Below are 19502 nucleotides of genomic sequence, written 5' to 3'. Positions count from 1 at the left end.
ACCGGACAGCTCGGCTTGGTGTGGCGCGTCGGATTGATTGTCGGCCCAAAACGTTCGAGGTAAATTCCCTGCGGTCTAATCGCGGGTAATCCCTTTAGGGGAATATCCCTAAACCGGCGGCACCATCGGATAGGATTGCCTCGGCCTATGGCTAAGCCCGGGTCGGCCGCCACCGGCAGCTAAACCTTTCGGGTAGGACGATCGTTCCTTCGGATGCACCCCCGGACCGATCTTGGCTCTGTGCACGCGCACCTTGTGTGTCCCATGCTGCGGCAGGATCGTTTCAGAGGGGAGCACTATGCGCGTCGCAATCGTTCATTATTGGCTGGTATCGATGCGCGGCGGGGAGAAGGTGATTGAGTCGCTTTGCGACCTCTATCCCGAGGCCGACATCTTCACCCTGGTTTATGATCCGGGCCGCGTGTCCGACACGATCAAGAAGCACAAGGTCACCTCGTCATTCCTACAGCGCATTCCGGGAGCGATCGGGCACTATCAGTCGCTGCTGCCACTGATGCCTTTTGCGCTCGAGAGCCTCGATCTCAGCGGCTACGACCTGATCATTTCGAGTGAGTCAGGGCCAGCGAAGGGGATCATCCCGCCGCCACATGCAGCACACATCTGCTACTGCCATTCTCCCATGCGCTATCTCTGGGATCACTACCATGCCTATCGGTCGAGCGCGGGCCTGTTGTCACGGATGATGATGCCGGTGCTGGCGCCGATGCTGCGCAGTTGGGACGTCAATACCAGCATGCGGGTGGATCGGTTTGTCGCCAATTCCCATCATGTTGCGGCACGCATCGGCAAATACTACCGACGTCCGGCCACGGTCGTCTATCCGCCTGTGAGCACAGAGGACTTCGCACCCTCGACGCAGATCGAGGATTTCTATCTTTGTGCGGGGCAGATCGTCCCCTACAAGCGAATCGATCTCGCGGTCGAGGCGTTCACGAAGATGGGCAAGAACCTGGTCGTGATCGGCGACGGCAAGGAACAGGACATCGTCAGGCTGAAGCGCATGGCCGGTCCCACCGTCACCTTCCTCGGGCGCGCGCCTTTTGCAGTGCTGAAGGAAAAGCTCTCGCGCTGCCGCGCTCTTGTCTTTCCCGGAGAGGAAGACTTCGGCATCGTGCCTGTCGAGGCCATGGCGAGCGGCCGTCCGGTCATCGCCTTTGGCGCCGGGGGGGCGCTTGAAACCGTCGTGCCCAATCTGACGGGCATGCTTTTCGAGCAGCAGAGTGTCGACGCGCTGATCAAGGCGATCTACGCTTTCGAGGCGCGCGAAGATACCTTCCGGCCCGACGTCATCAGGACACACACTGCCCAGTTCAGCGTCAGGAAATTCAAGTCCGGCATGCAGGCGGTGATCGATGACGAGCTTCGTCAGCGCCGCGCGCTGCCGTTCGGCGACGGAAAACTGGCGATCGGCGGTTTTCAATTGCGCGACGCGGAAAGCGCGACGCCGCTGCATTGAGGGCGGGCGAGGCTGCGTATCGACCGCCAGTCGCAGCAACGACTGGCCAGCGATGTTCAAACGGGAATTGCCGGCGCGCCACCTTGGCTTGCCGTCGGCCGGAAGAGGTGGACATGCGTTTTCTTGTTCGTCGGCTGGAGGCTTTCAATCGGGATGAGCTGCCCGCTTGGCGTGGTGCTCAATCGCTGCCGAGACAGGCGCTGCTATTCGTGCCGCGCATCCTCGAATTCCTCGTGATGTATGCCGTCGGTCTGCTTGCCCTTGCGGCAATCCTCGTTCTGATGACGGTTGGGTGGCTGACGGGGCTTGACCGCAAGGCAGGCTGACGGATGGGCGGTTGAAGCGACGCTCCCGGTGGCGGCACCTTCTGCAGATCTGTCTCGCTATGCGGCTTTCGAGCCACACTGGTCCGACGCCATCGCCATCCTGTGTCCATATTGGCGCAACTGCCTTTCGGCAGGTGTCCGCAGGCGATTGGTGTTCTCCATCAGCAACAGTCCGCCGCAAACTTGCATACGGGTGCTTGCGCCCGGAGCGGTGCCTTCGAAATGTCCGATCGGCGTTCAACGGTGACGTCTCTGTTGCTCGATTCGTTTTCCAAAAGACCGAGTGCTGTTGATCAATAACGATCCGAAAAGGAGCGAACTATGAAAAAGAGTCTTGCGATGGCGCTTACTGCTGCAACCCTGGCGTCTGCCGGTGCGTGGGCCGTCAATGCCGCCGACCTGCCGACCTACAAGGACACCTACCGGGAGCCGGACGCGCGCGGTGGCGTCAAGATCGGTTACCTCGACTGCAACATTGCCGGCGGTGCCGGCTATGTCCTGGGTTCGGCCAAGGAAGTCCAATGCGTCTTCCGTTCGACCGTCGGCGCGGAGGCTTCCGACCACTATGCCGGTGCGATCCGCAAGCTCGGCGTCGATGTCGGCTTCACCACCCGCAGCCGGCTGATCTGGGCGGTGTTCGCGCCGACCGCCGGCTATCACAAGGGCGCGTTGAGCGGCATCTACCAGGGTGCGACCGCCGAAGCGACGCTCGGTGCAGGCGTCGGCGCCAACATCCTCATCGGCGGTACGGCCGGTGCCATCCACCTGCAGACGGTCAGTGTGACGGGTCAACTCGGCCTCAACGTTGCCGCGACCGGCACGTCGATGACGCTCACTTCGGTGAACTGATCTGCGAGCGGCGCGCGGCTCTGCTGCGCGCCGGTGCTTCCCCATCCTTTTTCGCCGCCTCCACATCTCAGGATCGCCGCGCTGCCTCAGCCGAAGCTGGCGTCGAGCAATCGTGTCGCCGGACCACGCATCGGCGTTGTTTCCGCAAGGCTGACTGCAGCCCATCTCCTGCACTTCCGGTCGAACGGCTGGCTTCCAGCGCCGACCACATGTGGCGCACCCTGTCTTCAGCGAGATTCCAGGCTGCAAACTTTGGGCGGGTTTTTCTCTCATCCCGCCCCGAAATAGAAATGCATTTCTTATAATGCATATTGTCTATGTGTTTTATGGAGTAATGGCGACCAGTACGGACGCTATGACAATCTGGAACACTCGGCATGTCCTATCTTCTCAGTCTTCTCGACAAGAGCCCGATCGATCCGGGAACCACCGCAACTGACGCGTTGCAGGCAACCGCCAGGCTGGCGGCGAAAGCGGAAGAGTGGGGCTATCACCGCTTCTGGCTGGCCGAGCATCACAACATGACAGGGCTGGCAAGCTCGGCGCCCGAAACGCTGATTGCCTATCTCCTGGCGCGCACATCCAAGATCCGCATCGGCTCCGGCGGCGTCATGCTGCAGCATTACAGCGCCTACAAGGTCGCCGAAACGTTCAACCTCCTGGCATCACTTGCGCCCGGACGGGTTGATCTCGGTGTCGGCAAGGCGCCGGGTGGCTTTCCTCTCTCGACAAGGGCACTACAGATCGGCATCGATCCCGAGCGCAAGCCGGGTTTTGCCGAACAGCTGAGCGATCTCAACCACTATCTTGCGCCCGGAAAATCCGACGACGGAGCGTTGCTGGCAACGCCCTTGCCCGTCCATGCGCCTGAAAGGTTCCTGCTTGGGGCCAGTGTCGAGAGTGCGGAACTTGCCGCTGCAAAAGGCTGGCAACTGGTGTTTGCCGCGCATCTCAATGGTGATCCGGACAACATCGAGCGAACTGTTGCGGCTTACGAGCGCGCAACGGGCGGTGGTCGGCCGATTTTGGCAGTCGCGGCGCTGTCAGCGGAAAGCGAGGAGCGCGCCCGCGAGCGCGTCGCCGGCCTTCGTATCTTCAAGGTTTTCCTCGGCAACGGCCAAAGCGTCAATGTCGGCAGTGAGGAACAGGCGGCCGAATTCGCGCGCCAGGCGGGCGTCAGCGACTACCGGGTCGAGGAAAAGAGCCCGAGCGTGCTGCACGGAACGCCGCGCCAGGTCCGCCAGGAGCTTGATGCGCTTCACCGCCGCTACGGCGTCAAGGAATTCGTGATCGACACGCCAGCCCTTCCTGCGGCCGAACGCTTCGCATCGATCGAACTCATCGCCAGAGAGCGGCTTTCGCTCGTCGCCTGAACATCCGCACAAGGATCTCGTCCATGCCCCAGAAAAATGTCACCTTCGGTATCATGCTGCAGGGCCCCGGCGGCCACATGAATGCCTGGAAGCATCCGAGCGGTCCCGCCGACGCTAGCGTCAACTTCGGATTCTTCGTCGACACGGCGCGCAAGGCGGAAGCCGCCGGTATCGCTTTCGCCTTCGTCGCCGACGGCCTCTATATCAACGAACAGTCGATCCCGCATTTTCTCAACCGCTTCGAGCCGCTGACCATTCTGTCTGCGCTTGCCGCATCGACCTCGAAGATCGGGCTCGTCGGTACCGTTTCGACCTCCTACAGCGACCCCTTCACCATCGCCCGCCAGTTCGCTTCGCTCGACCTGATCAGCGGCGGGCGGGCCGGATGGAACGCGGTGACCTCGCCGTTGGAGGGCTCCGGCCGCAACTATGGGCGCGAGCATCCGGAACATGAGCTGCGCTACGAGATCGCCGACGAGTATCTGGATGCGACCAAGGGCCTCTGGGACTCCTGGGACGACGATGCCTTTGTCCGTGACCGTCAGGCTGGCGTCTATGTCGACAAGGCCAAGATGCGCCGTCTGAACCACAAAGGCCGTTTCTTCCGCATCGAAGGGCCGCTCAACATCAGCCGGTCGCGCCAGGGACAGCCGGTGATCTTCCAGGCAGGGGCTTCCGATTCAGGTATCCGTCTTGCCGGCAAACATGCCGATGCCGTCTTCACCAATGGCGGCCCGATCGACGATGCTCAAGCCTTCCACAAGCAGATCAAGCAGAGTGCGATTGCTCAAGGCCGAAGGGCGGCCGATATCGGCCTCTTCCCCGGCATCGCGCCGATCGTCGGCTCGACGGCCGCGGAGGCGGAGACCAAGTATCAGGCAATCCGCGCGCTGGTCACGGTCGAGGAGGCGCTGCTCTATCTCGGCCGGTTCTTCGATCACCATGATTTCAGTGCCTATCCCCTGGACGAACCGTTCCCCGACATCGGCGATATCGGCAAGAACAGCTTTCGCGCGACGACCGACCGCATCAAGAAGACGGCGCGCGAGACCGGCCAGACTCTTCGCGAGATCGCGCTTGATGTTGCGACGCCGCGGACCGCCTTCATCGGCACCGCAGACCACATCGCCGACGAGATCATCCGTTGGGTCGATGGTGAGGCGGCAGATGGCTTCATCCTCGGCTTCCCGGTCATTGCCGAAGGCCTGCAGGATTTCGCCGCCCACGTGCTGCCGATTCTTGAAGAGCGCGGCTATTTCGACCCGCATCTGAAGGGCGAGACGCTGCGTGATCATCTGGGGCTGCCCTACAGGGAGAGCCGCTATGCGGCGGCGGCGGAAGAGATCGAGCAGGGAAGGGCCGTCGGCGCTTGAGGCGTCGACGGAGCCGCCGATGAACATGATCGTCAAGGACACACAGGCGGGGGACGCGGTCGAGCGAGGCATCGGCGCCTATCTCGATGAGATCGTCGCGCTACGCCACGATCTCCACCGCCATCCGGAACTTGCGTTTCACGAACACCGCACCAGCGAAATCGTCGTCAGTCGGCTCTCTTCCTGGGGCTACGAGGTGGCAACGGGAATTGGCGGAACCGGTGTCGTGGCCACCTTGAGCCGGGGTGAAGGCCAACGCAGCATCGGCATCCGTGCCGACATGGACGCCTTGCCGATCGAGGAGGCAACGGGTCTTGCCCATGCCAGCGTCCATCGCGGCGTCATGCATGCCTGCGGGCACGATGGCCACACGGCAATCCTGCTTGCCGCCGGACGCTATCTGGCGGAAGCAGGCCGCTTCGACGGCACCGTGCGGCTGATCTTCCAGCCGGCCGAAGAGATCGGCGCCGGCGCGCGCAAGATGCTGTCCGAAGGGCTGTTCGAACGGTTTCCCGTCGACGCCGTCTTCGGCCTGCACAACTGGCCGGGCGTTCCAACAGGTCAATTCGGCTTCGTTGCCGGTGCCGCCATGGCTTCGGTCGACCAGTGCAACATCACGATCGTCGGCAAGGGTGGCCATGGGGCGGAACCGCAGCTGACCGTCGATCCGGTGCTAGCGACCGCGTCGCTGATCACCGCCCTGCAGAGCGTGGTTTCGCGCAATGTCGACCCGCAGGAGATGGCGGTGGTTACCGTCGGCTCGATCCATGGCGGTTCGGCATCCAACGTCATTCCTGAAAGCGTGGCGCTGAAGCTGACCATGCGGGCCTTCAACGAGGCGACCCGCGCACTGCTCGGCGAGCGGGTACCTGCACTGGCGTGCGCTCAGGCCGAAAGCTTCGGCGCCACCGCGGAGGTGGATTATCGCCGCGGCTTCCCGGCTCTGATCAATCACCGCGCCGAGACGGAGCTTGCCCGCAGTGTCGCACTAGAAGCCTTCGGCCCCGGCCAGATCGTGAGCAACTTCAAGCCGCGCACGGCAAGCGAAGACTTCGCCTTCATGCTGGAGGAGAAGGCCGGCAGCTATCTCTTCGTCGGCAATGGCGACAGCGCGTCGCTCCATAGCGCCAACTACGACTTCAACGACGCAATCATCGCGCCTGCCGCCCGCTATTGGGTGCGGCTGGTCGAAACCTTCCTCGCATGATGACGACAACGGGATTGGCGAAACCATGAGCGATACGTTTCTCTACACCACCCCCCTCGACCCGCGTGCCAAGCCGCTGATCGACGAACTGATCATCGAATATGACAGCCGTTACGGCAACTACTTCAGCGACGAGGGTGCTGCGGCAGAACTCAACCGCTATCCACCTGATGCCTTCGCGCCGCCGCATGGCAATTTCGTGCTGCTGATCCGCAACGGCGAGACGATCGGCGGCGGTGCGTTCAAGCACTACGACGACCGCACCGCGGAGTTCAAACGCATCTGGACGCGCTCCGACCTGCGCCGCCAGGGATTGGCGCGCAGGGTTCTGCTCGAACTCGAAGCGCAAGCAGCAAGGCAAGGCTATTCCCGCATTTATCTGACCACCGGCTTCCGGCAGCCGGAGGCAGTGGGTCTCTATCTCGTCAATGGCTACACGGCGCTGTTCGACGTCGCTGCCGATCCGGAGGTCTACAAGACGCTGCCGTTCGAGAAGGACATCACCCATCTCGTCGCGTCGCTCGCGCTTCTCGGAGAGCCGCGCCCATCGCATCCGCAGGCAGTGAGCCACCCGTAACGCCGGCGTCCAACGGGCGCCAACCATCCAGAGAGGATGCATCATGGCCATTTTGACCGATTATGCCGGCGTTGCCGGAACCGGGCGAGCAAGCGAACCCAATCCGGGCTACGCGCATTATCGCATCGTGCCGGCCCGCCATCCTGGCAGGGCGCTCGGCACCCTGTTTGCTGCGCTCGTCATAACCGGCGTGCTTTATTCGGTGCTGACCAATCCTCGCTGGGGCTGGCCGGTCTTTGCCGAATGGTTCTTTGCAGAACCGGTGCTTGCGGGCCTTGGGCGGACGCTGCTCCTGACGGCACTTGCGACCGTTTCAGGCTCGCTACTTGGAACGGCTCTGGCGCTCGCCCGGGTGTCGAAGTCGCCGCTGCTCGGTGGCCTGTCCTTCGGTTACATCTGGCTGCTGCGCTCCATTCCGCTGATCGTGCTGCTGCTCGTGCTCAACAATCTCGGCTATCTCTACGAGACGATCTCGGTTGGGATTCCTTTCACCGACACAACGCTCTTCAACTACCCGACGACCCAGCTGCTGACGCCGTTTGCAGCAGCCTTTCTCGGTCTGACGCTCAATCAGTCGGCCTTCTTTGCCGAGATCGTGCGTGGCGGCATTCTCTCCGTCGATCACGGGCAACACGAGGCCGCGGCTGCACTCGGTCTTCCCCGTCATCGCCAGGCATTCCGTATCGTGCTGCCACAGGCGATGCGCTCGATCCTGCCGACCGGCTTCAACGAGATCATCGGGCTCGCAAAGAGCACATCAATGGTCTACGTGCTGGCGCTGCCAGAGCTCTTCTACACCGTTCAGGTCATCTATCGCCGCAATCTCGAAGTCATTCCGCTCCTGATGGTGGCCACCGTCTGGTACCTGGTGATCATGACCGGGCTGTCGATCGCCCAGCACTATATCGAACGCCATTTCTCCAAGGGGGCCGTTCGCAATCCGGTGCCGCTGCCGTTCCAGGCCTTCTTCTCGCGGTTTCGGCGTCCGCTGGCCGAGGTTGCGAGCAGTGGTGCCATCGCCCGCAAGACCGGTTTTCATGACGCGACTGCATTCCGCGCCGGCGGTGCCGTCCGCATCCATGGCATCTCGAAGAGTTTCGGTCCGCTGAAAGTGCTAGATGACGTCGAGCTGAGCTTGCCTGCCGGCAGCGTCACGGCGATCCTCGGGCCATCGGGTTCGGGTAAGTCGACTTTGCTGCGCGCCATCAATCATCTGGAGCGGGTCGATGACGGCTTCATCTCGATCGACGGCGATCTCGTCGGCTACAGCCAGAAGGGCAACACGCTCTATGAACTGAAGGAGAAGGATATTTTGAAGCGCCGCGCCGACATCGGCATGGTGTTCCAGAATTTCAATCTCTTCCCGCATCTGACGGTGCTGGAAAACCTCATCGAGGCACCGTTGCAGGTGCGCGGCCTCAAGCGCGACGACGCTGTTCGGTTGGCGCAGGAACTGCTGGCGCGGGTCGGCCTCAGCGACAAGATCAACGCCTATCCCCGGCAGCTCTCGGGCGGCCAGCAGCAGCGCGTGGCGATCGCACGGGCTCTGGCCCTTAAGCCGAAGGTCCTGCTCTTCGACGAACCGACCTCGGCACTCGATCCGGAACTGGTCGGCGAAGTGCTTGATGTCATCAAGGAACTGGCCCGCACCGGCACGACGCTTGTGATCGTCACGCACGAGATCGGGTTTGCCCGCGAGGTTGCCGACACCGTCGTCTTCATCGAGGCGGGACGCATCCTGGAGGCCGGGCCGCCGTCCCGCATCTTCACCACCGCGGAACATCCGCGCACCCGCGAATTCCTCGCCAAGGTTCTCTGAAAATTCCAGGCGTGCATGGGCACGCTGGATCGTGCCGACACAATCTGCAACCCAAAGATGAAATGGAGTTTAAGTACATGGCATTTTTCGATAGAGCAAAACTGCTTTTGGCAGGAGCGGTCGCCGCAGCGACGCTCGGTACGGCCTCGGTTCAGGCGCAGGAGAAGTTCGATCTCAGCCCGGATACGTCCAACCGCGTGCGGGCCGAGCGGAACGAAGCGGCCATCAAGGCGATCGCGCCCGACTTCAAGTTCGTAAACCCAGGAAAATTCACCGTTGCCGTCAACCCCTGGGATCCGCCGATTGCCACCTACGCATCGGACTCCAAAACGGTCGTCGGCGCCGATCCCGATCTCGCCTCGCTGGTGGCCGATTCCCTCGGCCTCGAACTGGATCTCGTCGCGGTCGCCTGGGCCGATTGGCCGCTCGGCGTCGCCTCCGGCAAATATGATGCGGTGATCAGCAACGTGACCGTGACCGAGGAGCGCAAGGAGAAATTCGACTTCTCCACCTATAGGCGCGACGTGCTCGGCTTCTTCGTCAAGTCCGACAGCCCGATCACATCGATCAAGGAACCGAAGGACGTGGCGGGCCTGAAGGTGATCACCGGGGCCGGCACCAATCAGGAAAAGATCATTCTGGAATGGGACAGGCAGAACGTCGCCGCCGGGCTGAAGCCGATCGAGGTGCAATATTATGACGACCGCGCGGCTGGTGACCTGGCGCTGCAGTCCGGCCGGGCCGACATCGAATTCAACCCCAATGCGACGCGCGCCTATGCCGCCTCGATCCGCAACGACACCAAGGTCGTCGGCATCGCCAGCGGCGGCTGGCCGCTGACCGCCGAGATCGCGGTGACGACCCGCAAGGGTGGTGGCCTTGCCGACGCGATCACCCTTGCCATCAACGACCTGATCAAGAACGGCAAATACGGCGAGGTGCTGAAGCGCTGGAGCCTGACCGACGAGGCGGTCGACGCGTCGCAGACCAACCCACCGGGCCTGCCGAAGAGCGGCTCCTGATCATTGCCTGTTGCGGGTCGGCGCCTGCTTTTGCCGCCGGCCCGTTCGTTCAACATCCCTTCCGGAGACGACAGAAATGCTTGGTCTAGCTGCATTACGCCCCTCGTTCATCGCCGCATTTGCGACGGCACTTTTCCACCTTGCCCCGGCGCTGGCCGCCGACGGCTTCGATTTCAGCCCTGAACAACCGGGGCGCATCCGTGCCGAACGAAACGAGGCGGCGATTGCGGCGATACCGCCAAGCTTCAAATTCGTCACCCCCGGCAAATTCACCGTTGCCGTCAGCCCCGGCGGCCCGCCGCTTGCGACCTATGCGAACGATGCAAAGACCGTCATCGGCGCGGATCCGGAATATGCTTTGGCCGTCGCCGATAGTCTGGGGTTGACGCTGGAGCTCGTGCCAATCGCCTGGATCGATTGGCCGCTCGGCCTGACCTCGGGCAAATACGATGCGGTGATCTCCAATGTCGGCGTGACGGAACAGCGCAAGGAGAAGTTCGACTTTTCGAGCTACCGTCAGGGATTGCATGGCTTCTTCGTCAAGGCCGACAGCGCAGTTACATCGATCAAGGAGCCGAAGGATGCCGCCGGCCTGAGGATCATCGTTGGCGCTGGGACAAACCAGGAGCGCATTCTTCTCAAATGGAACGACGAGAATGTCGCTGCCGGGCTAAAGGCGCTCGAGCTGCAATACTATGACGACGAGGCCACGAGCCTTGTCGCATTGGCTGCAGGCCGCGCCGACGTGATCGTCCAGCCGCATGCGCAACTCGTCTTCATTGCCGCCCGCGACCGGAACATCAAACGCGTCGGCACCTTGAGCGCCGGTTGGCCGGAGCGATCCGACGTGGCGATCACCACGCGCAAGAACAGTGGCCTAGCCGACGCCCTGACCGCCGCCACCAACGGCCTCATTGACAATGGCACTTACGCCAAAATTCTCGAGCGCTGGCACCTGGCGGAAGAGGCGCTGCCGAAGTCGGAAACCAATCCACCCGGCCTGCCGAAATCCTGAGGTGAGCAACGATGACAGAGCATAAGATCTCGATCGATCATATCGGCTTTCTCACTCCCGGAAACTACGCGAGCGACGATCCCTTGGCGGGGCTGGAGCAGACTCTGCGCCTGCTCGAATATGGCGAGAGGCTCGGCTTCGCCAGCGCCTGGGTGCGGCAGCGCCACCTGGAGCCCGGCATCTCGTCGGCGGCCGCCTTTCTGGCGGCGGCGACCCAGAGAACCGATCGCATTCAGCTCGGCACGGCGGTGATCCCGATTGGCTATGAGAACCCCTACCGGTTGGCCGAGGACCTTTCGACCGTTGACGTGTTGTCGCGCGGCCGCCTGAATATCGGCCTGAGCGCGGGCCGCCCGCCACATGTGGACCTCATCGGTCCGCTCGCCTTTGACGGAGACTGGTCTGCCAGCGATTTCTCCCATCAGCGGGTTCTGCGTTTTGCAGATAATCTGCGCGGGGCATTTCTCGGCGACGAGCATACCGTCATCAAGACACCGTTCGGCCCGCAGCGCCCACGGTTGCAACCCCATGCCAAGGGGCTTGTCGACAGGCTGTGGTACGGTGGCGGCTCCTTGCGCTCCGCCCGCTGGGCCGGCGAGAACGGCTTCAATCTCCTGATCGGCAACGTCACGACAGGCGAGCAGACCAACGACTTTTTCGAGGCGCAGGCACGCCAGCTCGAAACCTATCGGCAGGCTGGCGGCGCAGAGAAACGCGTCGCGCTCGGGCGCGTCATCGTTCCGCTCGATGGCGCCAACGCCAGCACCCGGCGCCGCTATCTCGACTACGCCGCCAGCCGGCATGAGCGCACGCTGACACCACAGGGCGAGCGGCGCACGCTGTTTGCCAGCGATCTCGTCGGTACGTCCGAGCAGATCCTCGAACGGCTGTTGGCCGATCCGATCCTGCCGCATGTGCGCGAACTCAGGCTCGAACTGCCCTACGAATTCGAACACGACGAGTATCGCCAGATCCTCGATGATGTCTTTACGCGCATCGCACCGGAGCTTGGCTGGTCGCCGACGAAGGGCGAGGCCGCTCGAACGCTGTCAGCGAACCCGGCGGCGGCTTAGGCCGCTGCCTACAATCCCAGATCCAAAACCCATGAGGCAGATCTGACAGTGACAAAAAGCATCGACTACTTCTTCTCGATCGGCTCGCCCTGGTCGTTCATCGGGCTTGAAGCCTTTGCGGCTCTCGCACGCCGGCACGAAGCGGCAATCACGCCCTACATGGCCACGGTGGTCGAGGAAAACGGCGGCATCTTCTCGCGCAATCGGCCGCAGGCGCGACGAGCGTACGGCACGCGCGACCTGAAGCGCTGGAGCCGTGTGCGGGGCAGGGAACTTCTGCTCGACGGCCGTCCGCCGCTCGCCGATCCCACGCCTGCGTCACGGATGGTGATTGCCACCTATCTCGACGGCAAGGACTGGTTCGCCTTGACGGAGATTTTGCAGGAAGCCTTCTGGGTCCGAGCCGAGGACATCGGCCGGTCAGAGGTGCGCGAGGCAGTAGCAACGCGCGCAGGCTTCGATGGCAGTGCCTTGCTTGCGCGGGAAAGTGCCGCAGACGTTGTCGAGAAATGGGCGTCCGATCGGGAGCATACTCTCAAGAGCGGCGTCTTCGGGTTCCCGACGTTCGGCTATGACGGCGAGATTTATTGGGGCCAGGACAATCTGCCGTTTCTGGAGCAACACCTGCAAGGCGAGCGGCCTTAGGCATCGGCGGGCGCGGAGATCGAGCGCTCGCGGCACGCCGTCGGATCACTTTTCCAAGCCTGGTACGATCTTTGGGTCGAGGTTCCTTTAATCCACTGTTTAACTCGATAATTTTCAGGATGCTTGAAGCCGAGCAGTCGAATGAAACCTTTTCCGTTGTTTGCGCATTTCCTAGACAACGATGGCTTTTGATGAGGTGTGCCATGAGTGTCCTGCGGCAATATGAACGCCTGAGCGCGATCCGAGATGTCCTGCAAGGCAAGCTTGAGCTTTACGAAGCGCGGGATTGTTTCGGGATCGATGATTTCGAAGACGGAACAACGAACGAACTTCGAGACCGCATCGCAGAGCTTTCGGACGAGATTTCCAATCTCAACCGTCGGCGCGAACGGTACGAAACCTGGTGATTTCGATTGCGGCTGAAGGCTGAAACCAACGCCACGACACAGGAAAGCCATGACCATCGAAATCAATTCGCGTATCGCCGGCCACCCGATCAACCCGCTCTTTCTCGAGCGTTGGTCGCCGCGCGCCTATGCCGGAGCGGAGATCTCCGAAGCCGAGCTGTTCGGCATCCTGGAGGCGGCGCGCTGGGCGCCGTCGGCCTATAACGCCCAGCCCTGGCATTTCATCTATGCCCGCAGAGGCACCGAGCATTGGGACAAACTGTTCGGCATTCTCAACGCATTCAATCAAAGCTGGGCCAAGGAGGCTTCCGCACTGATCTTCGTGCTGTCGAAAACGTCGCTGCTGCCTCCTGGCGCCAGCGAGGAAGTGCCTTCCTATACGCACTCGTTTGACACGGGGGCCGCATGGGGTGCGCTCGCGCTGCAGGCCGCCTATTCCGGTTGGCAGGCGCACGGCATGGCCGGCCTCGACTACGACAGGGCGCGGACCGAGCTTGGCGTGCCGTCCGATTACCGCGTTGAAGCCGCCGTGGCGATCGGCAGGATCGGCGACAAGGCGCAATTGCCCGAGGGGTTGCGGGAGCGCGAAGTGCCGAGCCCGCGGAAACCCCTGACGGAGATCGTGTCCGAGGGTCGTTTCGAGCGGTCTTGAACGCATTGCTCCGATGACTTTGCCGAGGGCGGGTCTCGCCCTCGGCCGCAATTCGGCTGACAGGTCACAATTGCCGCCTTACCTCAAAGTGGCTCTTCAATGGGTGTGTCATGGCCGGACGCGCCGTGCAGGGTCGCACCTGAAAACAGCTCGGAACCATAGGCCTGCTGCGCAACGATCGACGGAAAGCTCACGTCCCGGACGTCGAAGGACGGCATCAGGCTCATCATCGGAAGGATGCGCTCGAACACAGCACCGCCGAGCGGGGCGGCATTCCAGCCGGAGGTGCGGAAGCCATAGGTTTCCGGCAACCCTTTGGGCTCGTCCAGAATGGTCAGGAGCAGATAGCGCGGATCGTCGGCCGGAACGACACCCATGAAGGACGTGAGATTGAGATCCTTGGCATAGCGTCCAGCGACGACCTTTTCGGCCGTGCCGGTCTTGCCGCCGATGAAATAACCTTTGACTTCGGCCTTTCGCGCCGATCCGGTTCTGGCATTGAGGCGGAGCAGAAAACGCATGGCCTCGCCGGTTTCCGGCTTGATGAGGTTGGCGGCCAGCACCCGCTCTTCGACATCAGAGCCTTTGATCAATGTCGGCCTGATCAGGCGCCCGCCGTTGACGAGGGCCGCAACCGCAATGCTCGCCTGCAGCGGCGTCACGGCAATGCCGTGGCCGTAGGATGCGGTTGCCGTATCGATCTCGCGCCAGGAGCGCGGCAGTTGCGGATGCGCGCTCTCCGGCAACTCGGTCGTCAGTCGCGACATCTGTCCGAAACGAGAGAGAAAGGCGCGGAAGTTCTCAGGGCCGAGCGCGATCGCCATCTTGGCCATCGCGATGTTGGAGGAATAGATGAAGGCTTCCGGCAGGCTGAGCGGCCGGTATTTCCCGCGATAATCGCGGATGCGGAACCGGCCGAAGGCCAGCGGCCTGCTGGCATCGATGACGGAGCGGATGTTGAACTGCCCTGAATCGAGCGCCATGGCCGTCGTCAGGGCCTTGAAGGTGGAGCCCATCTCGAAGGTGGCGGCGGCAATGCGGTTGATACGATCAGGCTTCAGCGCATCGGCGGGGGTGTTGGGGTCAAAATCCGGCGCGGAGGCAAGCGCCAGCACTTCACCATTGGTGATATCGAGCACCAATCCGGCACCGGCCTTTGCCCCGAATTTCTCGATCGCCTTGGCAAGCTCGATCTGCAGCGCGTGCTGGATTCGGATGTCGAGCGTCAGCGTGACGGGCTGCAGGTTCTGATGGGAGAGGTCCATGCCGGTCTGGCGCAACACGTCCAGGCCCTGGCTCTCGATCCATTTTTCGATGCCGGCAATGCCGATATTGTCGATATCGACAGTGCCGAGCACGTGGGCGGCAAGCGAACCATTGGGGTAGACACGCCGCTTTTCCCGCTGGAAGCCGACGGCCGGAATGCCCGCGTCCCAGAGCGCCTGCTCCTCAGCCGGTGTCACCTGACGCTTGATCCACGCGAAGGGCGCCTTGCTTTTCAGCCGCTGGTGCAGTTCGCGAGCATCGAGATCGGGGAAGATGGCCGTCAGCTTTTCCACCGCCTCGTCGACGTCGACGATGAAGCGGGGCTCGGCATAGACACCGGAGCTTGGCACATCGATCGCCAGCAGATTGCCGTTGCGATCCAGGATCGAAGGGCGACCGACCGAGGGGCGCTTCGGCACATAGCCGGTGGTCTCGATTTCGGCCGTGCCGAGCTGGATCAGTCGCCCGAACATCGTCAGGAACACGACGATAAACACGGCTATCAGAAAGAGGATGCGCTTGCGGCGATCCGCGCGCGATTGAAGCCGTTGCACCATATCAGTAGAGCCCGTCGGTATTGCTGAGCAGCTTCTGCCGCAATTCAGGTGTTAGGCCCTGGTCGGCGCCGTTGGCCGGCAACTCGGCCATCTCCTTGTCGTCGATGACGGCGCAACCGCCGTCGCAGGGGCCGGTTCCCGGCTTGAAGGCTTCGAGGATGGCGCCTTGCGCGCCGTCCTGCGCGGGCCGCCCCGTCTTTCTGTCGACTGTCTGGAAGGACATGCCGGGCGGCGGATGAAAATCGGCCGCCGGTTTTCCCTGAAGTGCCACCTTCATGAAGTCGATGAAGATCGGTGCGGCGAGACCGCCACCGGTTTCGCCGTAACCCATCGGCTTCGGCGTGTCGTAGCCGAGGAAGACGCCGGTGACGATATTGGGGGTGAAACCCACGAACCAGACGTCCTTCTCGTCGTTGGTCGTTCCGGTCTTGCCGGCGATCGGGACACCCAGCGTGGCGACATTTCTGGCGGTGCCTCTTTCCACCACGCCACGCATCATCGAAGTGATCTGATAGGCCGTCATCGGGTCGAGCACATAGTCCCTGATGTCGACGAGATCAGGCTCTTCCTGGTTTTCCCAGGCAAGCGCATTGCAGTCCGCGCACTGGCGGCTGTCTTGCCGGTAGATCGTCCGGCCATATCGATCCTGAATACGGTCGATCATCGACGGGGTTATGGCCTTGCCGCCATTGGCGATGACGGCATAGGCGGAAACGAGCCGCAGCAACGTCGTTTCGCCGGCGCCCAGCGCCATCGGTAGGTAGGTGCGAAGCTCGTCGTAAATGCCGAAGCGCTTGCCGTAGTCGGCGACAAGGTCCATGCCAAGATGGCGAGCAAGGCGCACGGTCATCAGGTTGCGGCTGTTTTCCAGCCCCGTTCGCAGGGTCGAAGGACCGCTGAAGCGCCCATCATAGTTTTTCGGCCGCCATGTCTTGCCGGTGCCATCAGGGATGGCGATCGGCGCGTCCATGACGAGCGTGGTCGGCGCATAGCCGGTATCGAGTGCCGCGGCGTAGACGAACGGCTTGAACGACGAGCCGGGCTGGCGGTAAGCCTGGGTCGCGCGATTGAATTCGGATTGCGCGTAGGAAAAGCCGCCGGCGACCGCGAGCACCCGACCAGTGTTCGGGTCCATCGAGACCAGCGCTCCCTGCACCTGCGGCGGCTGGCGCAGGACATAGCCGGTCTCCTGCTTTTCGACATAGACGACGTCGCCCGGCTGCACCACGCCGTTGAGGGATGAGGCACAACGACGCTTGCCTTCGGCGAGCCGGCACAGAGCCCAGGCTGTGTCATCGCGGTCGATCATGGCGGTGTCTGCGGCCGCCGTCGCCGTTTCTGGTCCTGACGGCCTGAGGCCGAGTTCGGCCTTGTCGTTGCTTGCGGAGAGGACGACTGCGAGCTGCCATTCCGGAACGTCCGAGAGCGGCTGACGTTTGGCGAGCGCCTGCTGCCACCCTTCAAGCGAAGGCAGGCGGGTGATCGGCCCGCGGTACCCCTTTGCCTGGTCGTAGCCAACCAGTCCCTTTCGCAACGCCCGCATGGCCGCTTGCTGCAGCCGCGGATCGAGTGTCGTGCGAACCGAGAGCCCGGCAGTGTAAAGCGCTGCCTCGCCATAGCGGGTGCCTAACTGGCGGCGCACCTCCTCGGTGAAGTAGTCCGCCTTGTCGGCGGATGTCTCCTGTCGTTTCGGCCTGATGCTGAGGGGCGAGGCGGTGGCTGCGGCTGCAACCTCTCTGTCGATGACGCCGTTGCGGCGCATCTGCTCGATGACCCAGTCGCGCCGGGTGACGGCTCGGTCCGGATGGCGATACGGGTCATAATTGTTCGGCGCTTTTGGTAGGGCGGCGAGATAGGCCGCTTCGGCCACCGTCAGTTGATCGACCGGCTTGTCGAAATAGGTAAGCGCTGCCTGCGCGATGCCATAGGCGCCGAGACCGAGATAGATGTCGTTGAGATAAAGTTCCAGGATCCGGTCCTTGGAATAGGTCTGGTCGATGCGGATCGAAAGGATCGCTTCGCGCAGCTTGCGCTCGACCGTTCGATCGGAGGACAGGAGAAAATTCTTGGCGATCTGCTGCGTGATCGTCGATCCGCCAATCATGCGCCGGCCCGAGCCGTAGTTGGCGACATTCGACCAGAGCGCGGTGGCAAGACTCGTCAGGTCAATGCCCGGATGAAGGTAGAAGTTCTTGTCTTCGGCCGAAAGGAAAGCCTGCTTGACCCGGGCGGGAATGGCGCCGATCGGCAGGAACAGACGGCGTTCCCGGGCATATTGCGCAATCATGGCGCCGTCGCCGGCGTAAAGCCGGGTCGTGACCGCCGGCTCCCAGTTCGCCAGCGCCCGATGATCCGGCAGGTCTCGCGTCAGGGCCGCGGCGCAGAATGCCAGCCCGACGCCGAGAAGCGTTGCCAGATTGATCAGGGTTGCGAGCAGGTTTGCAATGAACTTCATGGCGGATGTCGGGGCTTTCGAATTTCGAAGGACATGGCTTCGCCATCCGATCCAAGGGAGCGGCTGACGCGCATCAGTTTGTGGCGTGAAGGCGGTGCGGGGCGGCGGATCGGGCCTAGAAGCCCGATGTTTCGCCTATCCCGTCGCGGCCGGTCGCCTCAGTCTCACCACCAAGGGCTGTGACATGCCGCCTTGGTCCGCTGCTGCGGCCGGAGCGGATGTGACGGTGCGAAACGTGTTGGGCGCGTGCCTATGGGGCGTTCAGTTGAGACGACACATGGTTGGGTCCTCCACGGGGAAGTATGTCTGAGGGGCCGGATCCTCGATATGTTGGCAGTCTCGTCCTGGCGAAACAGGGTGCCGACGTGAGTTCACCGTAAAGAGGTTGCACCGCAGCGGCAAACCACGTTTATTTGCAGGACCCATTAGCTGAATTAGGGCATCCATGGTCAGGCCATATCTCCCCCTCAATGCGCTGCGGGCCTTTGAGGCGTCCGCGCGACATCTGAGTTTTACCCGCGCGGCGATCGAACTGTGCGTGACGCAGGCGGCGGTCAGCCACCAGGTGAAGCTGCTGGAAAGCCGTCTCAACGTGACGCTGTTCAAGCGGCTGCCGCGCGGTCTGATGATCACCGCCGAGGGCGAGGCGTTGCTGCCGGTACTCCAGGATTCCTTCGATCGCATGGCCGATATGCTCGAACGGTTCGAGGGCGGCCATCTGCGGGAGGTGCTGATGATCGGCGCAGTCGGCACCTTTGCCGTCGGCTGGCTGCTGCCACGCCTTGCGGATTTTCAGGAAAAATATCCCTTCATCGATGTCCGGTTGTCGACGAACAACAATCGTGTCGACATGGCCGCCGAGGGGCTCGACTACGCCATTCGCTTCGGCAGCGGTTCCTGGCACAACATCGAGGCGACGCGGCTGTTCGAGGCGCCGCTTTCGGTGCTGTGCGTACCTGAGATTGCCGATACGCTGCGCCGTCCCGCCGATCTTCTGGGCCAGACGCTGCTCAGGTCCTATCGGGCGGACGAATGGGTGAACTGGCTTGCCGCCGCCGGCATCACCTATCCGGCGCCGCTGCTCAAGGGCGTCGTCTTCGATTCGTCGCTCGCCATGATGGAGGCAGCCGCCCAGGGCATCGGTGTGGCGCTTGCGCCGCCTTTGATGTTTTCCCGACTGCTGTCGAACGGCACAGTGCGGCAGCCCTTCGACGTCTATACCTCGATGGGGAGCTACTGGCTGACGCGGCTGCGGTCGCGCGCGCCGACACTGGCGATGTCCGCCTTCCACGATTGGCTGATGGCGGCGAAGGAGGATAGCGCCGCCCGATTGCATGAGCCGGAGGCGAGCAACTCGGCATAGGCTGCAATGCGTTGGCGGGGGAGTGCCGTCAGCGAAGGGGGATCTG

At 62.6% G+C, this 19502-nt stretch carries 17 protein-coding genes; 14 read left to right on the top strand and 3 right to left on the bottom strand.

Going from position 1 to position 19502, the window contains the following annotated elements; translation table 11 throughout:
• The first annotated feature begins 298 nt into the window (after positions 1-298).
• From C6558_RS20185 to C6558_RS20130, 12 genes are all read left to right on the top strand, one after another.
• Positions 299-1477 carry a glycosyltransferase gene (locus C6558_RS20185; protein WP_107027639.1) on the top strand — a complete coding sequence of 393 codons (1179 nt, stop codon included), beginning with the start codon at positions 299-301 and terminating at the stop codon, positions 1475-1477.
• Positions 1478-1590: 113 nt separating this feature from the next.
• Complete coding sequence (locus C6558_RS20180) at positions 1591-1803, top strand: hypothetical protein (RefSeq protein WP_057224026.1); 213 nt, start codon at positions 1591-1593, stop codon at positions 1801-1803.
• A gap of 321 nt (positions 1804-2124) precedes the next feature.
• Positions 2125-2652 (top strand): DUF992 domain-containing protein, encoded by a 528-nt coding sequence (locus tag C6558_RS20175; RefSeq protein ID WP_057224028.1) that lies wholly within the window; start codon positions 2125-2127, stop codon positions 2650-2652.
• A gap of 377 nt (positions 2653-3029) precedes the next feature.
• Positions 3030-4025 (top strand): LLM class flavin-dependent oxidoreductase, encoded by a 996-nt coding sequence (locus tag C6558_RS20170; RefSeq protein WP_107027638.1) that lies wholly within the window; start codon positions 3030-3032, stop codon positions 4023-4025.
• 23 nt (positions 4026-4048) lie between these two features.
• A complete protein-coding gene (locus C6558_RS20165; protein ID WP_107027637.1) occupies positions 4049-5398 on the top strand; it encodes an LLM class flavin-dependent oxidoreductase in 1350 nt (449 codons plus the stop codon).
• A gap of 19 nt (positions 5399-5417) precedes the next feature.
• On the top strand, positions 5418-6605 hold the full coding sequence (locus C6558_RS20160) for a M20 aminoacylase family protein (protein ID WP_038578097.1): 1188 nt from the start codon (positions 5418-5420) through the stop codon (positions 6603-6605).
• A gap of 25 nt (positions 6606-6630) precedes the next feature.
• A complete protein-coding gene (locus C6558_RS20155) occupies positions 6631-7182 on the top strand; it encodes a GNAT family N-acetyltransferase (protein ID WP_057207543.1) in 552 nt (183 codons plus the stop codon).
• A gap of 43 nt (positions 7183-7225) precedes the next feature.
• Positions 7226-9001 (top strand): amino acid ABC transporter permease/ATP-binding protein, encoded by a 1776-nt coding sequence (locus tag C6558_RS41480; protein ID WP_081788921.1) that lies wholly within the window; start codon positions 7226-7228, stop codon positions 8999-9001.
• A gap of 77 nt (positions 9002-9078) precedes the next feature.
• Complete coding sequence (locus tag C6558_RS20145; RefSeq protein WP_107027636.1) at positions 9079-10023, top strand: ABC transporter substrate-binding protein; 945 nt, start codon at positions 9079-9081, stop codon at positions 10021-10023.
• A gap of 76 nt (positions 10024-10099) precedes the next feature.
• Entirely contained in the window at positions 10100-11038 is a 939-nt protein-coding gene (locus C6558_RS20140) for an ABC transporter substrate-binding protein (protein WP_057224031.1), read from the top strand.
• Between the two features lie 11 nt (positions 11039-11049).
• Positions 11050-12111 (top strand): LLM class flavin-dependent oxidoreductase, encoded by a 1062-nt coding sequence (locus C6558_RS20135; protein WP_057207546.1) that lies wholly within the window; start codon positions 11050-11052, stop codon positions 12109-12111.
• 48 nt (positions 12112-12159) lie between these two features.
• Positions 12160-12756 carry a 2-hydroxychromene-2-carboxylate isomerase gene (locus tag C6558_RS20130; RefSeq protein WP_025428367.1) on the top strand — a complete coding sequence of 199 codons (597 nt, stop codon included), beginning with the start codon at positions 12160-12162 and terminating at the stop codon, positions 12754-12756.
• Here the strand turns inward: C6558_RS20130 and C6558_RS41660 are convergent.
• Entirely contained in the window at positions 12753-13220 is a 468-nt protein-coding gene (locus C6558_RS41660; protein WP_156407918.1) for a hypothetical protein, read from the bottom strand. The two genes, C6558_RS20130 and C6558_RS41660, sit on opposite strands and share 4 nt — an antisense overlap.
• On the opposite strand from C6558_RS41660, the gene C6558_RS20120 reads away from it, so the two are divergent.
• On the top strand, positions 13213-13815 hold the full coding sequence (locus C6558_RS20120) for a nitroreductase family protein (protein ID WP_025428369.1): 603 nt from the start codon (positions 13213-13215) through the stop codon (positions 13813-13815). The genes C6558_RS41660 and C6558_RS20120 overlap by 8 nt on opposite strands.
• 83 nt (positions 13816-13898) lie before the next feature.
• Here C6558_RS20120 and C6558_RS20115 read toward each other — a convergent pair whose 3' ends face one another.
• Complete coding sequence (locus C6558_RS20115; RefSeq protein ID WP_107027635.1) at positions 13899-15638, bottom strand: penicillin-binding protein 2; 1740 nt, start codon at positions 15636-15638, stop codon at positions 13899-13901.
• A gap of 1 nt (position 15639) precedes the next feature.
• The gene (locus tag C6558_RS20110) at positions 15640-18093 is read right to left on the bottom strand and encodes a penicillin-binding protein 1A (protein WP_107027634.1); all 2454 of its coding nucleotides are present in this window, start codon (positions 18091-18093) and stop codon (positions 15640-15642) included.
• A gap of 445 nt (positions 18094-18538) precedes the next feature.
• Between C6558_RS20110 and C6558_RS20105 the strand changes: the two genes are divergently transcribed.
• Positions 18539-19456, top strand: coding sequence for a LysR family transcriptional regulator (locus C6558_RS20105; protein WP_107027633.1), 918 nt, complete (start codon positions 18539-18541; stop codon positions 19454-19456).
• The last annotated feature ends 46 nt before the right edge of the window (positions 19457-19502 follow it).

Origin of the sequence: Ensifer sp. NM-2 (assembly GCF_003024455.1) — a bacterium.
GTDB lineage: Bacteria > Pseudomonadota > Alphaproteobacteria > Rhizobiales > Rhizobiaceae > Ensifer > Ensifer canadensis.
Note: the sequence above shows the minus strand (reverse complement) of the source record. Positions and strands in the feature narration are given on the sequence as shown.

What these genes read in the sequence shown, in the direction of transcription:
- C6558_RS20160 (WP_038578097.1), top strand. Translation starts at nt 5,418, where the DNA reads ATGAACATGATCGTCAAGGACACACAGGCGGGGGACGCGGTCGAGCGA.
- C6558_RS41480 (WP_081788921.1), top strand. Translation starts at nt 7,226, where the DNA reads ATGGCCATTTTGACCGATTATGCCGGCGTTGCCGGAACCGGGCGAGCA.
- C6558_RS20175 (WP_057224028.1), top strand. Translation starts at nt 2,125, where the DNA reads ATGAAAAAGAGTCTTGCGATGGCGCTTACTGCTGCAACCCTGGCGTCT.
- C6558_RS20155 (WP_057207543.1), top strand. Translation starts at nt 6,631, where the DNA reads ATGAGCGATACGTTTCTCTACACCACCCCCCTCGACCCGCGTGCCAAG.
- C6558_RS20110 (WP_107027634.1), bottom strand. Translation starts at nt 18,093, where the DNA reads ATGAAGTTCATTGCAAACCTGCTCGCAACCCTGATCAATCTGGCAACG.
- C6558_RS20165 (WP_107027637.1), top strand. Translation starts at nt 4,049, where the DNA reads ATGCCCCAGAAAAATGTCACCTTCGGTATCATGCTGCAGGGCCCCGGC.
- C6558_RS20120 (WP_025428369.1), top strand. Translation starts at nt 13,213, where the DNA reads ATGACCATCGAAATCAATTCGCGTATCGCCGGCCACCCGATCAACCCG.
- C6558_RS20135 (WP_057207546.1), top strand. Translation starts at nt 11,050, where the DNA reads ATGACAGAGCATAAGATCTCGATCGATCATATCGGCTTTCTCACTCCC.
- C6558_RS20180 (WP_057224026.1), top strand. Translation starts at nt 1,591, where the DNA reads ATGCGTTTTCTTGTTCGTCGGCTGGAGGCTTTCAATCGGGATGAGCTG.
- C6558_RS20145 (WP_107027636.1), top strand. Translation starts at nt 9,079, where the DNA reads ATGGCATTTTTCGATAGAGCAAAACTGCTTTTGGCAGGAGCGGTCGCC.
- C6558_RS20105 (WP_107027633.1), top strand. Translation starts at nt 18,539, where the DNA reads ATGGTCAGGCCATATCTCCCCCTCAATGCGCTGCGGGCCTTTGAGGCG.
- C6558_RS20185 (WP_107027639.1), top strand. Translation starts at nt 299, where the DNA reads ATGCGCGTCGCAATCGTTCATTATTGGCTGGTATCGATGCGCGGCGGG.
- C6558_RS20115 (WP_107027635.1), bottom strand. Translation starts at nt 15,638, where the DNA reads ATGGTGCAACGGCTTCAATCGCGCGCGGATCGCCGCAAGCGCATCCTC.
- C6558_RS20170 (WP_107027638.1), top strand. Translation starts at nt 3,030, where the DNA reads ATGTCCTATCTTCTCAGTCTTCTCGACAAGAGCCCGATCGATCCGGGA.
- C6558_RS41660 (WP_156407918.1), bottom strand. Translation starts at nt 13,220, where the DNA reads ATGGTCATGGCTTTCCTGTGTCGTGGCGTTGGTTTCAGCCTTCAGCCG.
- C6558_RS20140 (WP_057224031.1), top strand. Translation starts at nt 10,100, where the DNA reads ATGCTTGGTCTAGCTGCATTACGCCCCTCGTTCATCGCCGCATTTGCG.